The following is an 18,114-nucleotide window of genomic DNA, read 5'->3' on the forward strand; positions in this document are numbered from 1 at the left end:
GGTTCTCCGGAAAGGCGGGAAATGAGAACTCGACTGGCGGGTCCCGGGCGAGCAGCCCGCAAGGGCGCTGGAGGGATTGGCTGGATGAGCTGGCTCGCAGCACACGCCGCGAAACAGCGTTAATGATAATGACTCTCAGTTAGATCTTTGCATTTCCTTTACGGAACGTACGTAAACCGCTTTGCGTGTTGTAGTGGTGCGACAACTGTCTGGCCGCAGCATGGGTTCCTTTTTTCTGCCCGGTGAAGCTGGGCAGGCCGCGACGCATCAAACTCCAACAAATGAACAGTTTTGGCAGCGACTCGGGCCCCCACCCAGCCCCCGCCCGTCTTGAAGTCGCAGCCACCGTGGTGCTGCTCCGTGACGGCGCGCAGGGCCTCGAAACCTTCTTGATGCGCCGTGCGATCGAGGCCAGCGTGCTGGGCGGCGTGCATGTCTTTCCGGGCGGCAAGCTCGATGCGGCCGACCCGCTCTCGGTGCATCGGCTCGATCGCGACGCAGGGGATCTGCACGCGGCGCTCGGCGAGCCAGAGCTCTCGGCGCCAGTCGCTGCGGCCATCCACGTGGCGGCGCTGCGCGAACTCTTCGAAGAGGCCGGCGTACTGCTGGCCGATGGTTCCGATGGGCTCTGGCAACCCCCTGCTTCGGCCTCGGACTCGACTCCGCATCCACGCGATGTGCCGTTCGAATCGATGCTGGACGCGCTCGGCCTGACGCTGTCGAGCAGCCTCATCGCACCATGGTCGCGCTGGATCACGCCGGTCATACCCAACATGCCGCGCCGTCGCTTCGACACGCGCTTTTTCGTGGCTCGAATGCCTGTGGGTCAGACCGCCGATGTCGCAGACCACGAGTCGACGATTGGCCGCTGGCTCGGCGCGCGCCAAGCTCTGGAGATGTACTGGCAGCGCGAGATCGAATTGGCACCGCCGCAGATCATCACCCTCGCCCACCTGTCGCGCTACGCCAGCGCCGATGAAGCGTTCGACGCCGCGCGTGCCACGCCGCCACGGCTCATTCATCCGGTTCATATTGAGGTCGATACGGCGCGCGTTTTTTGCTACCCAGGCGACGTAGCGCATGGCGACCGCGAGCGTGCGTTTCCGGGCGTGTCGAGGCTGGTGTTGCGCGATGGCCGATTCGAACCATTCGATGGCTTCGAAGCATTCTTCGCGGACTCCGCCACGCACCATGTCTGAAGCTGGGCCAGCGTGAGTTCAAACGTCCCTTTTCGGCAGTGCGTAGGTTCCGGCGACATGCGCCGCCGGGGTCCAGCCGACTTTTGCGGGACGGGTTCACGGAACACCTCTTGTTCAATGACGACGGACACACGTTAGGCTTCAGCCGGTAACAGCGCAAAGATGGTCTTTGCCTCGGCCCACCGCGGCCCTTACGCTGCTTACGCGCGTTCCGCACACAAGAACCAACATAAAGAAGACAAGCCATGACCTCCGTCCTCATCACCCGAGCCACCTTCCCCGACATCGCCCAGCGCCTGCGCGATCACTTCGAGGTCGAAGACAACCCGAATGACACGATCTGGAGCGCTGACGAACTGAAGCAACGCCTGCACGGAAAGCAGGGCGTGATGAGCCATGGCAGCGAGCACATCGACGCGGCATTGCTCGACGCCTGCCCGACGGTCAAGGCGGTCTGCAATGTCGGCGTCGGCTACAACAACGTCGATGTCGCGGCCTGCACGGCACGTGGCGTGCTGGTGACCAACACGCCCGACGTGCTGACCGAAACGACGGCCGACCTGGGCTTCGCGCTGATGATGGCGACGGCCCGGCGCCTCGGCGAATCCGAGCGCTTCGTGCGTGCCGGAGAGTGGAACAAGGGCGGCATCTTCGACCAGTTCGCCGGCGCCGACGTGCATGGTGCGACGCTGGGCATTCTGGGCATGGGCCGCATCGGCCGGGCCATCGCGCGGCGTGGTGCGTTGGGCTTCGGCATGCAGGTGATCTATCACAACCGCACGCAGCTGGATACCGCGACCGAAGCGACCATCGGCGCCCGCTATGTAGACAAGGCCACGCTGCTGCGCCAAGCCGACCACCTGGTGCTGGTGCTGCCCTACTCGGCCTCGTCGCACCACACGATCGGTGCCGAGGAGCTTCGCCTGATGAAGCCGACCGCCACGCTGACCAACATCGCGCGTGGAGGCATCGTCGACGATGCGGCGCTGGCCGCTGCTCTGAAGGCGGGCACCATCGCTGCCGCCGGCCTCGATGTGTTCGAAGGTGAGCCGCGAATTCATCCGGCCCTGCTCGGGCTCGCCAACGTCGTGCTGACGCCGCACATCGGCAGCGCGACCATTCAGACGCGCCGTGCGATGGCATCGCTCACGGTCGACAACCTGATCGCGGCACTCGGCGCCGGGCCTCATGCCGGCAAGCCGCCGACGCCGGTCAATCCCGATGTGCTGACGACAGCGCAATGAAAGATCTGTCTTGAACGCCATCCTCAAAAGCTTCGACCTCACCGGCCGCACCGCCCTCATCACCGGCTCCAGCGCCGGCATCGGCTTTGCGCTGGCCCGCGGACTCGCCGGTGCGGGCGCACGCATCGTGCTGAACGCACGCAACGCAGACAAGCTCGAAGCCGCTGCAGCCACATTGCGCGGCGAAGGCGCCGACATCGTGACGGCCAGCTTCGACGTCACATCCGGTGAAGCCGTCAAGGAAGAGGTCGACCGCATCGAGCGCGACGTCGGCCCCATCGACATCCTCATCAACAACGCCGGCATGCAGCGCCGCGCACCGCTCGACGAGTTCGAAGAAGCGCATTGGCACGAGTTGATGAAGACCAACCTCGACAGCGTCTTCCTCGTCGGCCAGGCGGTGGCGCGCCACATGATCGGCCGCAAGCGCGGCAAGATCGTCAACGTCTGCTCGGTGCAGAGCGAGCTGGGCCGCCCGGGGATCGCGCCCTACACCGCCAGCAAGGGCGCGGTGAAGATGCTGACCAAGGGCATGGCGATCGACTGGGGCCAGCACGGCATCCAGGTCAACGGGCTCGGGCCGGGCTATTTCAAGACCGAGCTGAACGAGGCGCTGGTCAAGAACGAGGACTTCTCCAAGTGGCTGATCGGCCGCACGCCGTCGCGGCGCTGGGGCGACGTCGAAGACCTGGTGGGCGCGGCAGTGTTCCTGTCGAGCGCCGCGTCGAACTTCGTCAACGGCCACATCCTGTACGTCGATGGCGGCGTGACGGCACAGCTTTAAAAATCAAGGACACACAAAAAGTGGAAGCACTCGTCATTCACGCGCCCGGCGATCTGCGCGTCGAAACCTATGAAACCGCGCCGCTCGGCCCCGACCAGTTGCAGGTGCGCGTGCGCTGCGGCGGCATCTGCGGCTCCGACCTGCATTACTACCAGCACGGCGGCTTCGGCACCATCAGGCTCAAGGAGCCGATGGTGCTCGGCCACGAGGTCGCCGGCGTGATCGAGGCGGTCGGCGCGGACGTGCGCGGATTCGTGGCCGGCGAACGTGTGGCGATCAGCCCGAGCCGGCCGTGCGGTGTCTGCAAGTTCTGCCAGCAAGGCCTGCAGAACCATTGCCTGGACATGCGCTACTACGGCAGTGCCATGCGCACGCCGCACGTACAGGGTGCCTTCCGTCAGCAGATCGTTGTCGAGACGCATCAGGCCCACAAGCTGGCGGATTCGGTCAGCGACGGCGAAGGCTCGATGGCCGAGCCGCTGTCGGTGGCGCTGCATGCCGTGCGCCGTGCCGGATCGCTGCTCGGCAAGCGCGTGCTGGTCACGGGTTGCGGCCCGATCGGCGCGCTGGCGATCATCGCGGCGCGGCGCGCTGGCGCAGCCCATATCGTTGCCACCGATGTCGGCGCGCACACGCTGGGCAAGGCGCTGAAAGTCGGTGCCGATGAAGTCGTGAACGTCGCCGAAGAGCCCGATGGCCTCGCGCGCTTCACCGCCGACAAAGGCAGCTTCGACGTGCTGTTCGAAGCCAGCGGCAACGCGCGTGCGCTAGTGGGCGCTTTCGATGCGGTGCGACCGCGCGGCATCATCGTGCAGCTCGGCCTGGGTGGAGAAATGACGCTGCCGATCAACACCATCGTGGCCAAGGAGTTCGAGCTGCGCGGTGCCTTCCGCTTCCATGAAGAGTTCGCGATGGCGGTCGAGTTGCTGAACAAGGGCCTGGTCGATGTGAAGCCGCTGATCTCGGCCACGCTGTCCTATCGCGATTCAGCGCGGGCGTTCGCACTGGCAGCGGATCGGTCGCAGGCGATGAAGGTGATTCTGAACTTCGACTGAGCAAGACGTCTGCGCTTCAGGTGCTTTCGCGCTGCGCGATCTGAAAAGGCGTGCGCACTGTTTCAGGTGGCAGTCGCGCACCGTTACGCGCAGCTTCGATCGCCCGCAACAGCAGTTCGCCGGCAGCACGGCCGATGCCTGCGCAATCGATGGCGACGGTCGTGAGCCGCGGATGGCAACTGCGCGCCACTTCGAAGTCGCCGAAGCCTGCGATGGCAATGCGCTCCGGCACATTCCAGCCGCGCCGCTGGCACTCGGCCAACGCGCCGAAGGCCGACAGGTCTGACACCGCCAGGACGGCATCCACGTCAGGCCATTGCTTCATCAGCAGCGCCATCGCTTCCCCGCCCTGCTCCATCGAGATGGGCGGTTGGCCGAACGAGATGACCCGGCCAGCGGGCAGCTTGAGTTTCCGGACGGCATCGGCATAACCGCGCCTGCGGTCGGCACCGCGCGTGTCGCGGTTGGAAGTTCCGCCGATGAAGGCGATGTTGCGATAGCCCTTGCCGTGCAGATGCCGCACCAGTGCACCGCTGGCTTCGGCGTTGGAGAAACCGACCGTGTGTTCGATCGGACTTTGCGGCAGGTCCCATGTCTCGACCACCGGAACGCCCGAGGCGAGCAACGTCGCGCGCGTCGCTTCGGTATGGCTGCCGCCAGTCAGGATGACGCCTTCCGGCCGGCGCATCAGCATCGCCTTGACCCACCGCTCTTCGTTCTGGATCCGGTAGTCGGAATAGCCGAGCAGCAACTGCAGGCCACTGCCCTCGACCGCCGCCATGATCCCGTTCACCGTGTCCGAAAAGTTCGAATTGTTGAGCGACGGGATGATCGCCGCGATGAAGCCGGAGCGCTTCGACGAGAAGGTGCGCGCGGTCTGGTCGACCACGTAGCCCATCTCCGTGCAGGTCTGCAGGATGCGTTGCCGCAGCGCCTCCGACGTGGTCCGGTCGCTCTGTGAGGCGCGGCTCAAAGCCCGCGACACCGTCATCTTCGACACGCCGACGCGCGCCGCCACGTCGGCCATGGTCACCTGGCGTCCTGGGTCGGGGATAGCGCGAGAAGGCATCGTTTGTTTTCGAGAGCGCATGCGAATCATATTTAGGAACGTGCCGATCGGTCGCTCCGGGTAAGCACCAGTTACCGGTAACGCAACAAGGGCGAAACTGCGTCGATGACCGAAGTTTTGCACCCGCGAGGCAGCGGCGCCCCGACGCCGGACAGCGAGACATTGCTGCGTTTCGATGGGATCAGCAAGCGCTTCGGCGGCACGCAGGCGGTCGACGACGTCACGCTCGACGTGTGCAGCGGCGAGATCCTCGCGCTGCTCGGCGAGAACGGCGCGGGCAAGTCGACACTCATCAAACTTTTGGCAGGTATCTATCCCTCTGACAGCGGCGAGATCTTCTTCAAGGGCCGGCCGCAAGACGCCTGGCGCAGCAGCGATCGACGGGCGCAGCCGGTGGCCTTCATTCACCAGGATCTGGGCCTGGTCGAGTGGATGACGGTGGCCGAGAACGTCGCGCTCGGCATGGGCTATCCACGGCGCTTCGGCCTGATCGACTGGAAGGCGGCGAACCGTGCGGCCGTGCGCGTGATGGCGCGCGTCGGCTGCGACATCGATCCTGAACGTCGCATCTTCTCTCTTACGCGGGCGGAGAAATCCTTGCTGGCGATCGGCCGCGCGCTCGAGGTGCAGGCCCGCCTGCTGGTGCTCGACGAACCTTCCGCCAGTCTGCCGATGGCCGATGTGGAACGCCTCTTCGGCGTCTTGCGCGGTCTGCGCAGCCAGGGCATGGCGATGATCTATGTGTCGCACCGGCTCGACGAAGTCATGGCTATCTCGGACCGAGCAGCGGTCATGCGCGACGGCAAGCTCGTCGCGATCAAAACGACCTCGCGAACGAATGAAAGCGAACTGGTCAGCCTGATCGTGGGCAAGGCACTGTCGGCGGGCGTGGCCAAGGCGGCGTGCCGTGCCAGTGCGGGCGCCGAGCCGGTGTTGCAACTCGACGGCGCGGCCAGCGGCAACGCCGGTCCCTTGAGCTTCGAAGTGTGCCGTGGTGAAGTGGTCGGCCTGGTCGGCCTGCGCGGTGCCGGGCATGAGGCGATCAGCCGCGCGCTGTTCGGCCGCGAGCCCTTGTCGGCCGGACGCATGCGGCTGCTCGGCCACGAGGTGTGCTTCAGAACCCCGGCAGATGCCATTCGGGCCGGGGTGGCGTACGTCGCCAGCGAGCGACTGGAAGAGAACCTCGCGGCCTCGATGTCGGTGCTCGAAAACCTGTTTCCGAATCCTTCGCTGCATGGCGACAGCGGCATCTCTTTCAACCGCCGGCGACGCGAGCACGCCAGTGCGCTCCGCCTGATAGAGCGCTTCGATATCAACCCACCGGCGCCCGGCGCCGAGGTGCAACAGCTCTCCGGCGGCAACCAGCAGAAGGTGGTGCTGGCGCGCTGGTTCGACCTCGACAAGCCGCTCGTGGTGCTTGAAGAACCCACGGCCGGTGTCGACGTCGGCGCCAAGCGGCAGATCTACGGCGTGCTGCGCGAGCGCGCTGAAGCTGGCAGCGCGCTCGTCGTGGTCTCGACCGACTTCGAGGAAGTCGCCACCGTATGCACCCGCGTGCTGGTGTTTCGCGACGGCTTGATCGCAGCCGAGCTGACGGACGCCGAGATCACGGTGGAGCGCCTGCTCGCAATGGCCGCGGGCGGTGCATTGCATGCCGACACCCAACACACAGAGGAAGTCTTCGCATGAGCAGTTCCATCAAGTCCACGGCACTGGAGCCGGACAAGTCGCTCGATGGTGAGGCGCTCACGCTAATGCAGCGGTTCGGCCGCGCCATTCCGGTGTACGGCCTGGTCATGCTCACCGTGGCGCTGGCGCTGCTGTTCTCGCTGCTGCTGCCCGACACCTTTCCGACGCTGTTCAACCTGCGCGCCATCCTGTCCGACAAGTCGGTGATCGCGCTGCTCGCGCTGGCCGCGACGATCCCGATGATCACCGGCAAGATCGATCTCACTGTGGGCTACGGCATCGTGCTGTGGCACATCCTCGCCATCAGTCTGCAGACGCGACTCGGTGTGCCGTGGCCGCTCGCGGTGCTGATCGTGCTGGCTTGTGCGGCGCTGTTCGGCGTGCTCAACGGCCTGCTGGTCGAGCTGGTGCAGATCGACTCGTTCATCGCCACGCTGGGTACCGGCACGGTGATCTACGCGCTCGCCATGTGGCACAGCGGTGGACGGCAGGTGGTGGGCGATCTGCCCGACGGGTTCGTCGGCATCGCGGGTGGCACCTTGCTGGGCTTGCCGATCGCGGCCTTCTATGTGCTCATCGTCAGCGTGACGCTGTGGCTGGTCACCGAGTTCACCCCGCTGGGCCGCGCGCTCTATGTGATCGGCGCCAACCCCAAGGCGGCACAACTCAACGGCATCTCGGTGCGCAAGCACGTGATGGGCGCCTTCGTGGCGTCGGGCTTGCTGTCGGGCTTTGCCGGCGTGCTGCTGGCCTCTCGGCTGCAGATCGGCCAGGCCAGTGTGGGCCTGGAGTTTTTGCTGCCGGCGCTGGTCGGCGCCTTTCTCGGTTCCACCACCATCCGACCCGGCCGCGTGAACGTGTGGGGCACGCTGGTCGGCGTCGCGATTTTGGCAATCGGCATCTCGGGCATCCAGCAATTCGGCGGCGCTTTCTATGTCGAACCGCTGTTCAACGGGCTCACCCTGCTGGTGTCGATCGGCATCGCGGGGTATGCGCAGCAGCGCCGCAACCTGTCGATCAAGCGGCGCATCGCCGAGCGACAACTGGCATCGGACCCGCAGGAAACACCTTCGACGCTCCCTCTCAACTCCCTCACCTCTCTCGCTTCCCTCGCTTCCCTCGCTTCCATTACAAAACCAACGGAGACATCAAGATGAAGACTGTTCGCACCCGCATCACCACCGCGGTCATCGCGCTCTGCACGGCCGGCCTGGCCGGGCACGCGCTGGCCGACGATTTTCTCGACGCCGCCAAGCAGAAGGTAGCCGTCGCGACCATGAGCCAGGAGAAGTGGGACGGCCCCACCACCGGCCCCAAAGCCGCAGCGGGGGGCACCATCGTGTTCGTCGCGGGCGACATGAAAAACGGCGGCATCGTCGGCGTGTCGAAGGGCGTCGAAGAAGCCGGCAAAGCCATCGGCTGGAACGTGCGTGTGATCGACGGCCAGGGCTCGGTCAGCGGACGGACGGCCGCGCTGAACCAGGCGTTGGCACTCAAGCCGGCCGGCATCGTGGTGGGCGGCTTCGACACCACCGAGCAGAAGGTGGCTTTCGAGAACGCGGCCAAATCCGGCGTGCCGCTGGTCGGCTGGCATTCGGGTGAAAAGCCGGGCCCTAATGAAAAAGCCAGCCTGTATGCCAACGTCACAACCGTGACCGACGACGTCGCCGATGTGGCCGCTTCGTGGGCGGTGGTCGATTCCGGCGGCAAGGCCGGCGTGGTGATCTTCACCGACTCGCAATACGCGATCGCGCTCTACAAGGCCAAGGCGATGGAAGCCGTGATCAAGAAGTGCGGCGGCTGCACGGTGCTCAGTTTCGAAGACAGCCCGATCTCCGAAAGCTCGACCCGCATGCCGCAGCTGACGACTTCGTTGCTGCAACGCTTCGGCGACAAATGGACCCATTCGCTGGCCATCAACGACCTGTACTTCGACTTCATGGGCCCGTCGCTTTCAGCCGCCGGCAAAAAGGGTGACGGCGGCCCCAAGGCGGTATCGGCCGGCGACGGCTCCGAAGCGGCCTACCAGCGCATCCGCAGCAAGCGATTCCAGGCCGGCACGGTGCCGGAGCCGCTCAACATGCAGGGCTGGCAGGTCGTGGATGAACTGAACCGCGCTTTCAACAAGGTGGCCTGGTCGGGCTACAACCCCAAGGTGCATCTGGTCACGGTCGAAAACGTCGGCAAGGACGGTGGCCCTAAGAACATCTTCGACCCGGACAACGGCTATCGCGATCAGTACAAGCGGATTTGGGGCAAGCCGTAAATAGCCACTGACCCACCGGAAAGACGCCTTCACCCCGCATCGAAGGGGGAATCGATGGCGCGCGTCGGGGCTCTGCGGAGCTTCGGCGCGTATCTGCAGCGGGCACAGCAACCTGGTTAGCCGCAACTGCAGCAGATCGACCTCTGCGGCGTCGGTACAGCTTTGCCTGCATGCCCTTGTCCGACGGCGCAGGCCGGGTTGGGCCGGGCATCACGCGCAGGATTTGCAGCTCTAACTAAAGTTGTAAGTGAACCTTTTTCATTTACGATTGTTAACTTATGTGAATCTCTCTGGACCTACGGCCCAACTCGCTGTCGGCCACCGTCTGCCTTGATACCAAGTCCTTTGTGCGCCCTTCTTTCCTTGTCATCCTGCCTCGCCCGTTGGCGCTTGCAGACCACCCCTCAACGATGAGCAGATACGCGCCGCACACAGCAATAGTCGCGCGCGAAAGTGACTCTTCCTTTGCAGTCGCAACGCCGTCAAGCGAGTGAACCGGTCTACGCCCAGTCACTCGATCGTCTGCAGCGTTTTGTGCCTTCAGCCCGTCTCGACGACCGAGTGGGACGGCAGCGCGCGGATGGAGTGGCACGCACAGCTTCAGGCGCTCCTCGCCAGTCTCCTGGCCGGCGTGCCGGAACCGGACCGCACCATCCTCCCGGCCGGGGAAGGCGTCGCCATCAGTTTTCAGAATCACGTCGATGCCGCGTTGACCGCAGCGTTTCGTTTGGCCGACTGGATGCGCCAGGACGGCTCGCAGCCGTCGAGGGCGGGGCTTCACCTTGGATCTTTGGTCGCGCGCAAGGACGTGAACGGGATGCCCAGTTTCTTTGGCGAGGGGATCAACGTTGCCGAGCATGTGATGCAGCATGCCCTCGTCGGCGAGATCCTGGTGTCCGGCGCCTTCCATGTTTCGGTGTCGGACTTGTCTGTGGCCCACCGGGCAGCGTTCAGGCCGACCGAAGGCTTCACCGAAGAAAATGGCCGGCGAATCGAGACTTTACTGCTGCAGGTGCCCGAGTCCGCGCTGCGTGCTCATCTCGAGCAGCTCTATGGCGCCAGTACCCCGGCTCCAATCTCGACGACGGTACCCCGCGCCATACACGTCGCGCCACCCGAAGCGCCTCCTCTCACAACCCAGCAGCAGATTCTGAAGGCGATCAGCACGTGGGTATTTCCGTTCAATGCGCTCGCGGCGTTCGTCGGCCTGGCCATCTCGGGACTCGAGCGGCTGGCACCCGGTGGCTCGCTGACGCGCATCGGATTTGCCGTCAGTTTTGGTGTCGCCGTGCTGCTGGTCTTGCTGGACGTGTCGCGCGTCACAAAGAGACCGCACGGGTTGTGGCTGCAACCCGGTGCTGTATTGACCAGGCTGGCCAGCCGCGCGACCTCGGTACTGGCCGGAGTCGTCACGATCATGTTCGGCGTGGGGGTGCTGCTGCTGGCAGCTTCGGCGTCGCACGAGACGGCGACGGCCGACGCTCACGCGCCTGCAACTCCGGCCGCCGTTACACCCCCGGCACCCTCGGCACCCTCGGCACCCTCGGCACCACCGACGCCGGTGTCCGTCACCAATGCGGTTCCGTCGCCTGCCATCACTACCCCGGCTCCGCCAGCGATGGTGGCGCCTGCGCCACCGAAGGTCGCTGATCGCATACCGGACGCGGTTCCAGCGCCCAAAGCCACTTCTTTGCGTATAGCGAAGCTGCCGTCGGCAACGACCCATCGTGTCGAATCCCCATCGACTGTCGCAGCCATCCCGCAAGCCGAAAGATCCGCCGCCGAACCTGCTGGCGCCTCCCGCTGCAGCGAGATCGTCATGCGCGCCTCGGCAGGTGCGCCGCTGACCAGTACCGACCGAGAAACCCTGAGAACCAGATGCTGATCACCCAAACCCAACTTCAACGGCTCGCACGGGCCGCGCTCCTGGGCTGTGCCATGGCCCTGGTCGCCTGCGGCGCGCCGCGCGTATCCGAGCGCGACATGGCCATACCCTTCGATGAGGCACTCGACCAGTCGGTCGACGACCTCTTCGCGCAAACTCAAAAGCTACCGACTTTCATGGCAACGGTGGAGTCCCGCCTGAAGGCGCCACGCATCATCGTGGTCGACCCGATGCTGGACGGCACCAGTGGGCAGCAGACCGAGGTCACGCGCATCGCCGAACAGCGCGTGGCCGAACGCGTGCGCTCGCGCTTCAAGCAGTTCACTGTTTCGGCCTTCGACGCCACCGGCCTGGCCGGCGCCCAGTTCGTGTTGAACGGCACTCTGACCCAGACCAGCAGCACGGCCGGCGCCGCGCAGTACCGCCTGAGTCTTGCGCTCACCGATATCAAGACCGGGCTGGTGCTGGCCCAGACTGCTTCACGTGTGGGCGACAACAATCTGAATACCAGTCCGACCGCCGTCTACCGTGACAGCCCGGTGATCGCGAAAGACCGCGTGGTGGAAGGCTACATCCGCACCTCGCAGACCAAGGCCGGCATGCCTGCGGATGCGCTCTATCTGGAACGGTTGCCGACCTCGGCATTGCTCGCCGACGCCAACGCGGCGTACAACGAGAAGCGCTATACCGAAGCGCTGGCGCGCTACGAGGCCGCATCGCTGCGCCCGGACGGCCAGCAGATGGGCATCTACAGTGGTCTGTACCTTTCGCAAACGCAGCTCGGCCAAACCGATGCGGCGGAGAAAACTTTTGGGCTCATGGTGCGGTTGGGCCTGGCCACCAACAACTTGAGCGTGAAATTCCTCTTCAAGCCAGGAACGACCGACTTCGTGGTCGACACCCGGGTCAGTGGGCCGTATCCGATGTGGCTACGCCAGATCGCGCGTCAGAGCGCGTTGATCGAGCAATGCGTTGTGGTGACCGGGCACACCAGCCGCACCGGCTCCGAGCAGATCAACAGCCGGCTGTCGCTGCAGCGCGCAACGTACGTCAAGCGGCGACTCGAAACCGAAGCCCCCGAACTCACACGCAAGCTGCGTGACGCCGGCCTTGGATTTCGCGAAAACATCGTGGGGACCGGAACGGACGACTTGCGCGATGCGCTCGACCGGCGCGTCGAGTTCAAGGTGATCGCCTGCAACGGGTAAGGCAGCATGAAACGGCTGACCGTCGGCGAGCCCCGGAGCCACCACGTCAAGGCTTGGTCGTCATGTCGAAATCGCTGGCGTCATGGCGTTCGGGCATCTGCTCGGCCGCGTCGCCCCACACTCGATTGACCCTGCGCCCGCGCTTCACCGCGGGCCGCGCCGCGATCTGGTCCGTCCATCGCTGCACGTGCGTGTACGACGCGACCTCCAGAAACTCCGCCGCCTCGTAGACCAGCCCCTTGGCCAGCGCGCCGTACCAGGACCACACCGCCATGTCGGCGATCGTGTAGTCGTCCCCTGCCAGATAAGGTGACTCCGCAAGTCGCCGGTCGAGCACATCGAGCTGGCGCTTCACCTCCATTGCGAAGCGGTCGATCGCGTACTCGATCTTGGTCGGCGCATAGGCATAGAAATGCCCGAACCCACCGCCGAGGTACGGCGCACTGCCCATCTGCCAGAAGAGCCATGACAAGCACTGAGCACGATGCGCTGATTCGGTCGGCAAGAAGGCGCCGAACTTTTCGGCGAGGTACACCAGGATCGCACCCGACTCGAAAACCCGGATCGGCGTCGGCCCGCTGCGGTCCATCAGCGCCGGGATCTTGGAGTTGGGATTGATGTCGACGAAGCCACTGCCGAACTGATCGCCTTCGTTGATCTTGATCAGCCAGGCGTCGTACTCGGCGCCCTGGTGGCCGAGTGCCAGCAACTCCTCCAGCATGACCGTCACCTTGATGCCATTTGGCGTTCCCAGCGAATAGAGCTGCAAGGGATGGCGGCCTATGGGCAGCTCTTTGTCATGCGTCGGCCCGGCGATCGGGCGATTGATGTTGGCGAACTTGCCGCCGTTGCTCTTGTTCCAGGTCCAGACTTTGGGTGGGATGTAGTCCGATGGTGCTGTCATGTGTCGATCTCGATGTGTGTAGGGCCAAACATCCAGTGGATCATGAAAGCCGAACCTCCGCAGGGCGACGTCTTGAGCGGCGCTTCACAAACGCAAGCATCCCCCACCACACCCCGACCAGATTCAGAACGATGCCAAGTGAGACAAGCCGTCCGGCCGTTTCCGCAAAGCCCGGCGTGGCGTCCAGCATGAGCAGGCTCAGCGACCAGGGCAGCGCGCCGAGGATCGCCACCACCAGCAACGAGCCGTCAGGGCTCGGGCTGCATGCCGATGCCACCAGCAACGCACCGCCGATCATCAGCGCGATCGGTATCAGCCACAGTGCGCGTACGGGGCGTTGGCGTGCAGTAAATAGCATGCCGAAATTTTCGCGCGCCTTTTATGGCCGAGTCGGTTCGGTGCCGAACAGATGAACACGAGCCCACATCACCAAACGGTGTCGCAAGGGTTAAGACTCCCAATTTTTGGGTGCGCCGGCCAAGCATGGGATCATTCGAGTCGAACCGACCTCTCTCTGACCAGCCGCTCCCAACAAATGTTTACCCGTACCCACAGGCGACTCGTCTCTTCTTTCTGCGTGCTGCTTGCCTTGGCCGCTTGCGGCACTGCGAGCGCGCAGCAGTTCCGGCTGGGCTATGTCAACGTCGATCGCGTGATGCGGGATTCGGTTCTGGGCAAGCGCGCCGAAGAAGCGCTTGAAGTCGAGTTCGCGGTCCGGGCCAAAGCCGGCAAAGACCAGGCACAGGCATTCAGCTCAGCCGTCGCCCGGCTCGAGAAAGACATGCCCAATCTGAGCGACGAACAGCGTCTGGAGCGTCAGCGCCGGCTGGGCGAACAGCAGCGCGAATTGAATCGCGTCAGCGAGGCGTTCAAGGCGGACCAGGAGCGCCGGCGCGGCGAAGAGCTGCAAAAGCTGCTGGAAGCCACCTCGCGCGCGGTCAAGCAGGTTGCAGAAACGGAGCGCTTCGACGCCATCCTGCAGGAGATCGTCTATATCCGGCCGGCTTACGACGTCACCGACAAAGTACTGAAAACACTCGATTCGGCGGCCAGCGGAAACAAGTAGCAGACCTCGATAAATCAGTAAGGCGGCGCCTTGCGCGCCCTCTGCTCGCGCGTGGCTTCGGTCCACCACGCCAGGTCGTCGGCAAAGCGCCCGAACGACTTGTCGAGTGCGGCACCGGGCGCTCCCGTTGCGTGGCCCTCGCTGTCCAGCGTCTGCGAGATCGGGCCGACCGCGAGCGTGCTCGACACCACCACCATGCCCATCTCCGACAGGATCTGATGCCAGATCGAGCCTGATCGCACACCGGAGAACCGACCTGCCGAATAGCTCGCCACGGCAGCCGGTCGCCAGAACCATTCTTCGAGGAAGTGGTCGGTCAGGTTTTTCAATCCGGGTTGCGGACCCCAGTTGTATTCGCCGGTGATGAAGATGAAGGCGTCCGCGGCGCGGATCTTCTCGGCGAGCGCTTCCATAGCGGCCGGTGCCGTGCCTTTCGGGTACTCCTTGTACATGCGGTCGAGCATCGGCAGGCCGACGGCTTGCGCGTCAACCAGCTCGGCAGCGGCACCACGCGCCGTGAGCATCGACACCACGTAGTCGGCCAACCGGATGCCCATGCGATCGGACCGGTACGAACCGTAGAAAACCAGGATTTTGTCGGCCATGACTACTCCGCCTTTTCTCTGAAAAATTATCGGATCGAGAGAGTCTTGCACATCGCAGCATGACGCTTTTAATGGGCGCTCCTAATGAATCGCCCCGGGATTGAACTGACCCCAGAAGTTGGACATTCTGATCCCACCGATCAGGCGGTGTTTCTCGTCCGGTATTGCACCGGGCTGAGCCCCTCCGAAGCGAGTCATCTTCGCCGGCGTCTTGCCGACCTGTAAGCAGGCCTTGCAATTCTCGCCAGCACGCGGATTGCAAGGTGCTGGACAGGGCTAATGAAATTGCTTTTCCGCATGCACCAAAGGAAAGCCGATCGCGAAAGTCGTGCCTTCACCGACAGTGCTCTGGCCGGAGATCCAGCCGCCATGTGCGGCCACAACCTGCCTGACCATTGCAAATCCGAAGCCGTGCGTCCTGGCATCGCGCGGCGCAACGTTGTGAGCCGCTTCAATGTCTTGTTGAGAAGCGGAAAGCTTGGCGGCCTCGGTCAGGCCCTGGGCCCCGCGATCGAGCAGCGCATCCAGCACAGCCGGTGCCATGCCGGTGCCCTCGTCCTGAATACTGACCACAGCCTCAAGTCCTTTCTCGACGTTGCAGTTCGCCCAAATAATATCGCCGGGTGCACTGTGCCGAATCGCGTTTTCCAAGAGATTGGCGAAAACTCGCAGCAGCATTCCTCCGTCCGCGCGCACGAGGTCATGATGGGTATGCATTGATCTTGACGACAGCTGCACGTGCCGGGCCAAGGCATATGCGGCGAGTTCCTCGACGCTCTTCGCAAGTAACGATGAAAGGCTCACCACAGCGAATTCGTAGTCGCGGGCCTCCGAGGTCGTAACGCTGATAAAGCTCTGTGCCAACGCGATGGTTCGCTCCGCCTCGCGTCGCACACCGGTCACCAATTCGGCCACGCCCACACGTGACGACTTCATTTCATACAACTCCACCAAGCTCAGAAGGTTGATTTGCGGGCTGCGAAGGTCGTGCCACAAAAAGTTGAGCCAATTGGCCCGCTCTCGTTCGGCTTGTCTTTCTTGAGTCAGCTCGCGAAGCACGACGATCCAGGTCGCAGGCGCCGGAGCCGGCACGTCGTCAATGCACGTGGCCTCGATCGAAAATATTTTCCCTAGTGGTGTGCTGTATTCACCGCCGAGTGCTTGCGACCAATGCTCGTGCAATTCAGGCCGCCGAATGCTGGATTTGCTCTCAAGCTGCGCAATGATTGCCGGGAGACTTTCTTTGGCCGTCGATCGCGTGCCGGGCGAAAGCTCGGGCAGCAGCGCGGCGGCGGCAGCGTTCAGCACGTCGATGCTTCCGTCGGATCGGCACAGCACGACGGCGATGGGAAGTTTCAACAGCGAGAACCGCATGTATGCCTCCAATCGCATGAGCCGCAAGATTGCGTGATCGAGAGCGCCTATGTATCGCTCCACCGGGTCGTTGGCGCCAACGCGGACTGGCCCAACACGATCGGACTTAACAGATGGCACCTGACTCAGCGCAACGATGTGTTCTTTTAAAAAGCCAAGTACTTGGTACAAGTGTTGCCAAGTCCACAGCAAGTAGGCAGCGAAGATTCCGAACACGAAAAAGGACGAAGGGAGCCAGATGTGAAGTAAGCGCAGCATCAAAGCGCTGACGGCGACGCCACTGGCAATGAAAGCCAGCCCCACCAGTGGCGCAGCCTTCGGTAACTTATCGAATGAAAACAGTACCGCCAAGATTGAAAGTGCCATCGCCAAGCCCAGCACCACCGGCGGCGCTGCGGAAACGTAAGTGCCTTGTTGCAACGCGTCAATGGCACTCGCGTGAACTTCGGTCGAAGTCACCAGCGTGGCTCCGGAGGAGCCTGAAACGTACCACTGCCGTCCCAGCGGTACACCGTTAGTGGGTCCAACGACAACAATGCGCCCCTTGAGCCGATCAGCGGATAGCTTGCCTGCAAGGACCTCAGAATAGGAAATTGACGGGTGCGCTGCTTCGCCATTGAAAGGAATTCCAAATTGCAGATGCGTGCCGTTGGCGATAGCGCGATGCAACGGGGGAGCCGGAGCAACCATCGCGCCCACATAAGGTAGTGAGTTGTCCGGAGCAGGCGCAAAGAGGCTGATGAACCGAAGGCGCTTGCTTGAGTCGTCGGCGCTAAGGCTGGAATGCCCGATGCCTTGGACAACTGCCGAAAAGTGTCTTGTTCGAGAGCGAAGGGCTTCGCTTTGGTTCACGACAGCGCCGGATAGGTAACTTGGAATTGTGAGGTACACCGGCAGTTTCCGCAGCGCAGCCGCCAACGCTGCATCGTCGTCGCCTTCGAGCTTTGGAAAGCCGAGCCTGAAGTTGAGCACCACGGCGTGGGGCGCCTGCTGAGAAAGCTGGCGCAAGAATTCCGTGTGGATTGCTGCAGGCCACGGCCACGGCCCGATTTCTTGAATACTCTGAGCGTCAATCGAGATGATCTCGACCTCGGAGTTCACAGGCGCCGCCACGCTGGCCATTACGCGGTCATACAGACGTCCGTCCGCTACCGTGGGCGTGGTGTGATCGACTTTCCAGACGATGGCCAGCGGCAACAGGACAGCCAGTAAAACTCGCAATGCAACGCGTGTTTTAAGCTTCCGAAGCATTGACGCAAATTGCCTAAACATCTGCATCGCCAACGTCCGTCTGATCAACTCTTCTGTGAATGAGCCGATAACCCCGGCCATAAATCGTTTGCATCGGGAGCTCGTTACTTTCGAGTGCAAGCTGTCGGCGCTGTTTAAAAATCTGACTGTTTTGAATTCGTGTGCTGCTGTGTCGCTGGCTTACGCTGGTAGCGTCCATCAAGCGGTTATGCGATAAAACGCGCCCGATGTTTCGAAACGGCGCTATCGCCAGCCCGAACTCAGCGACTGAAAACGAAAACGTCCGTGGGATGGGTTGACCAAAAATCATGGTCACGCTCTCATGAAAAAACTATCGATCACCCATCGGTTTGATCCGTACTTGCGACATTTCGTGCTGTCGGATGACCGTCTGATGCACGCGATCAACTCTGTAGCCCTGAATGGCTTGACGACGTCTTCGCTGGCGCCATACGCCAAAGCCCGGGCGATGCCGTCCTCGAATTTTCTACCGTTGGGCATGAGTGCGAGCATGG

Annotated in this window: 15 protein-coding genes; 10 read left to right on the forward strand and 5 right to left on the reverse strand. The window is 63.3% G+C overall.

Features of this window, described 5'->3' with window-relative positions; genetic code table 11:
* The first annotated feature begins 281 nt into the window (after window positions 1-281).
* From RCH10_RS14945 to RCH10_RS14960, 4 genes are all read left to right on the forward strand, one after another.
* Window positions 282-1,199, forward strand: coding sequence for an NUDIX hydrolase (locus RCH10_RS14945; RefSeq protein ID WP_409052982.1), 918 nt, complete (start codon window positions 282-284; stop codon window positions 1,197-1,199).
* A 245-nt stretch (window positions 1,200-1,444) separates the two neighbouring features.
* A complete protein-coding gene (locus RCH10_RS14950; RefSeq protein ID WP_409052983.1) occupies window positions 1,445-2,443 on the forward strand; it encodes a 2-hydroxyacid dehydrogenase in 999 nt (332 codons plus the stop codon).
* A 10-nt stretch (window positions 2,444-2,453) separates the two neighbouring features.
* Window positions 2,454-3,227, forward strand: a complete 774-nt coding sequence (locus RCH10_RS14955; protein WP_409052984.1) for an SDR family NAD(P)-dependent oxidoreductase — start codon at window positions 2,454-2,456, stop codon at window positions 3,225-3,227.
* Window positions 3,228-3,247: 20 nt separating this feature from the next.
* On the forward strand, window positions 3,248-4,282 hold the full coding sequence (locus tag RCH10_RS14960; protein WP_409052985.1) for an L-idonate 5-dehydrogenase: 1,035 nt from the start codon (window positions 3,248-3,250) through the stop codon (window positions 4,280-4,282).
* Between the two features lie 16 nt (window positions 4,283-4,298).
* On the opposite strand, the gene RCH10_RS14965 is transcribed toward RCH10_RS14960, so the two are convergent.
* The gene (locus RCH10_RS14965) at window positions 4,299-5,309 is read right to left on the reverse strand and encodes a LacI family DNA-binding transcriptional regulator (RefSeq protein ID WP_409053075.1); all 1,011 of its coding nucleotides are present in this window, start codon (window positions 5,307-5,309) and stop codon (window positions 4,299-4,301) included.
* Window positions 5,310-5,456: 147 nt separating this feature from the next.
* On the opposite strand from RCH10_RS14965, the gene RCH10_RS14970 reads away from it, so the two are divergent.
* The 5 genes from RCH10_RS14970 (at window position 5,457) to RCH10_RS14990 (ending at window position 12,399) form a co-directional block, all read left to right on the forward strand.
* The gene (locus tag RCH10_RS14970; protein ID WP_409052986.1) at window positions 5,457-7,040 is read left to right on the forward strand and encodes a sugar ABC transporter ATP-binding protein; all 1,584 of its coding nucleotides are present in this window, start codon (window positions 5,457-5,459) and stop codon (window positions 7,038-7,040) included.
* The gene (locus RCH10_RS14975) at window positions 7,037-8,197 is read left to right on the forward strand and encodes an ABC transporter permease (RefSeq protein ID WP_409052987.1); all 1,161 of its coding nucleotides are present in this window, start codon (window positions 7,037-7,039) and stop codon (window positions 8,195-8,197) included. Before RCH10_RS14970 ends, RCH10_RS14975 begins: the two co-directional genes overlap by 4 nt.
* Window positions 8,194-9,306: a substrate-binding domain-containing protein gene (locus tag RCH10_RS14980; protein ID WP_409052988.1), complete on the forward strand. Its 1,113-nt coding sequence runs from the start codon at window positions 8,194-8,196 to the stop codon at window positions 9,304-9,306. Before RCH10_RS14975 ends, RCH10_RS14980 begins: the two co-directional genes overlap by 4 nt.
* A 490-nt stretch (window positions 9,307-9,796) precedes the next feature.
* Window positions 9,797-11,191 (forward strand): hypothetical protein, encoded by a 1,395-nt coding sequence (locus RCH10_RS14985; protein ID WP_409052989.1) that lies wholly within the window; start codon window positions 9,797-9,799, stop codon window positions 11,189-11,191.
* Complete coding sequence (locus tag RCH10_RS14990; RefSeq protein WP_323496049.1) at window positions 11,185-12,399, forward strand: OmpA family protein; 1,215 nt, start codon at window positions 11,185-11,187, stop codon at window positions 12,397-12,399. Before RCH10_RS14985 ends, RCH10_RS14990 begins: the two co-directional genes overlap by 7 nt.
* Window positions 12,400-12,445: 46 nt before the next feature.
* Here RCH10_RS14990 and yghU read toward each other — a convergent pair whose 3' ends face one another.
* Together yghU and RCH10_RS15000 are read right to left on the reverse strand one after the other, a co-directional pair.
* Window positions 12,446-13,303: a glutathione-dependent disulfide-bond oxidoreductase gene (gene yghU / locus RCH10_RS14995; protein WP_409052990.1), complete on the reverse strand. Its 858-nt coding sequence runs from the start codon at window positions 13,301-13,303 to the stop codon at window positions 12,446-12,448.
* 40 nt (window positions 13,304-13,343) lie between these two features.
* Window positions 13,344-13,661, reverse strand: coding sequence for a hypothetical protein (locus RCH10_RS15000; protein WP_409052991.1), 318 nt, complete (start codon window positions 13,659-13,661; stop codon window positions 13,344-13,346).
* Window positions 13,662-13,838: 177 nt separating this feature from the next.
* Here RCH10_RS15000 and RCH10_RS15005 point away from each other — a divergent pair, with 177 nt between their 5' ends.
* Window positions 13,839-14,369, forward strand: a complete 531-nt coding sequence (locus RCH10_RS15005) for an OmpH family outer membrane protein (protein WP_409052992.1) — start codon at window positions 13,839-13,841, stop codon at window positions 14,367-14,369.
* A 14-nt stretch (window positions 14,370-14,383) separates the two neighbouring features.
* Here RCH10_RS15005 and RCH10_RS15010 read toward each other — a convergent pair whose 3' ends face one another.
* A complete protein-coding gene (locus RCH10_RS15010; protein WP_409052993.1) occupies window positions 14,384-14,974 on the reverse strand; it encodes an NADPH-dependent FMN reductase in 591 nt (196 codons plus the stop codon).
* A 276-nt stretch (window positions 14,975-15,250) separates the two neighbouring features.
* Entirely contained in the window at window positions 15,251-17,680 is a 2,430-nt protein-coding gene (locus RCH10_RS15015; protein WP_409052994.1) for a CHASE2 domain-containing protein, read from the reverse strand.
* Between the last annotated feature and the right edge of the window lie 434 nt (window positions 17,681-18,114).

Origin of the sequence: Variovorax sp. GrIS 2.14, assembly GCF_046115955.1 — a bacterium.
In the GTDB taxonomy this organism is placed as follows: domain Bacteria; phylum Pseudomonadota; class Gammaproteobacteria; order Burkholderiales; family Burkholderiaceae_C; genus Variovorax.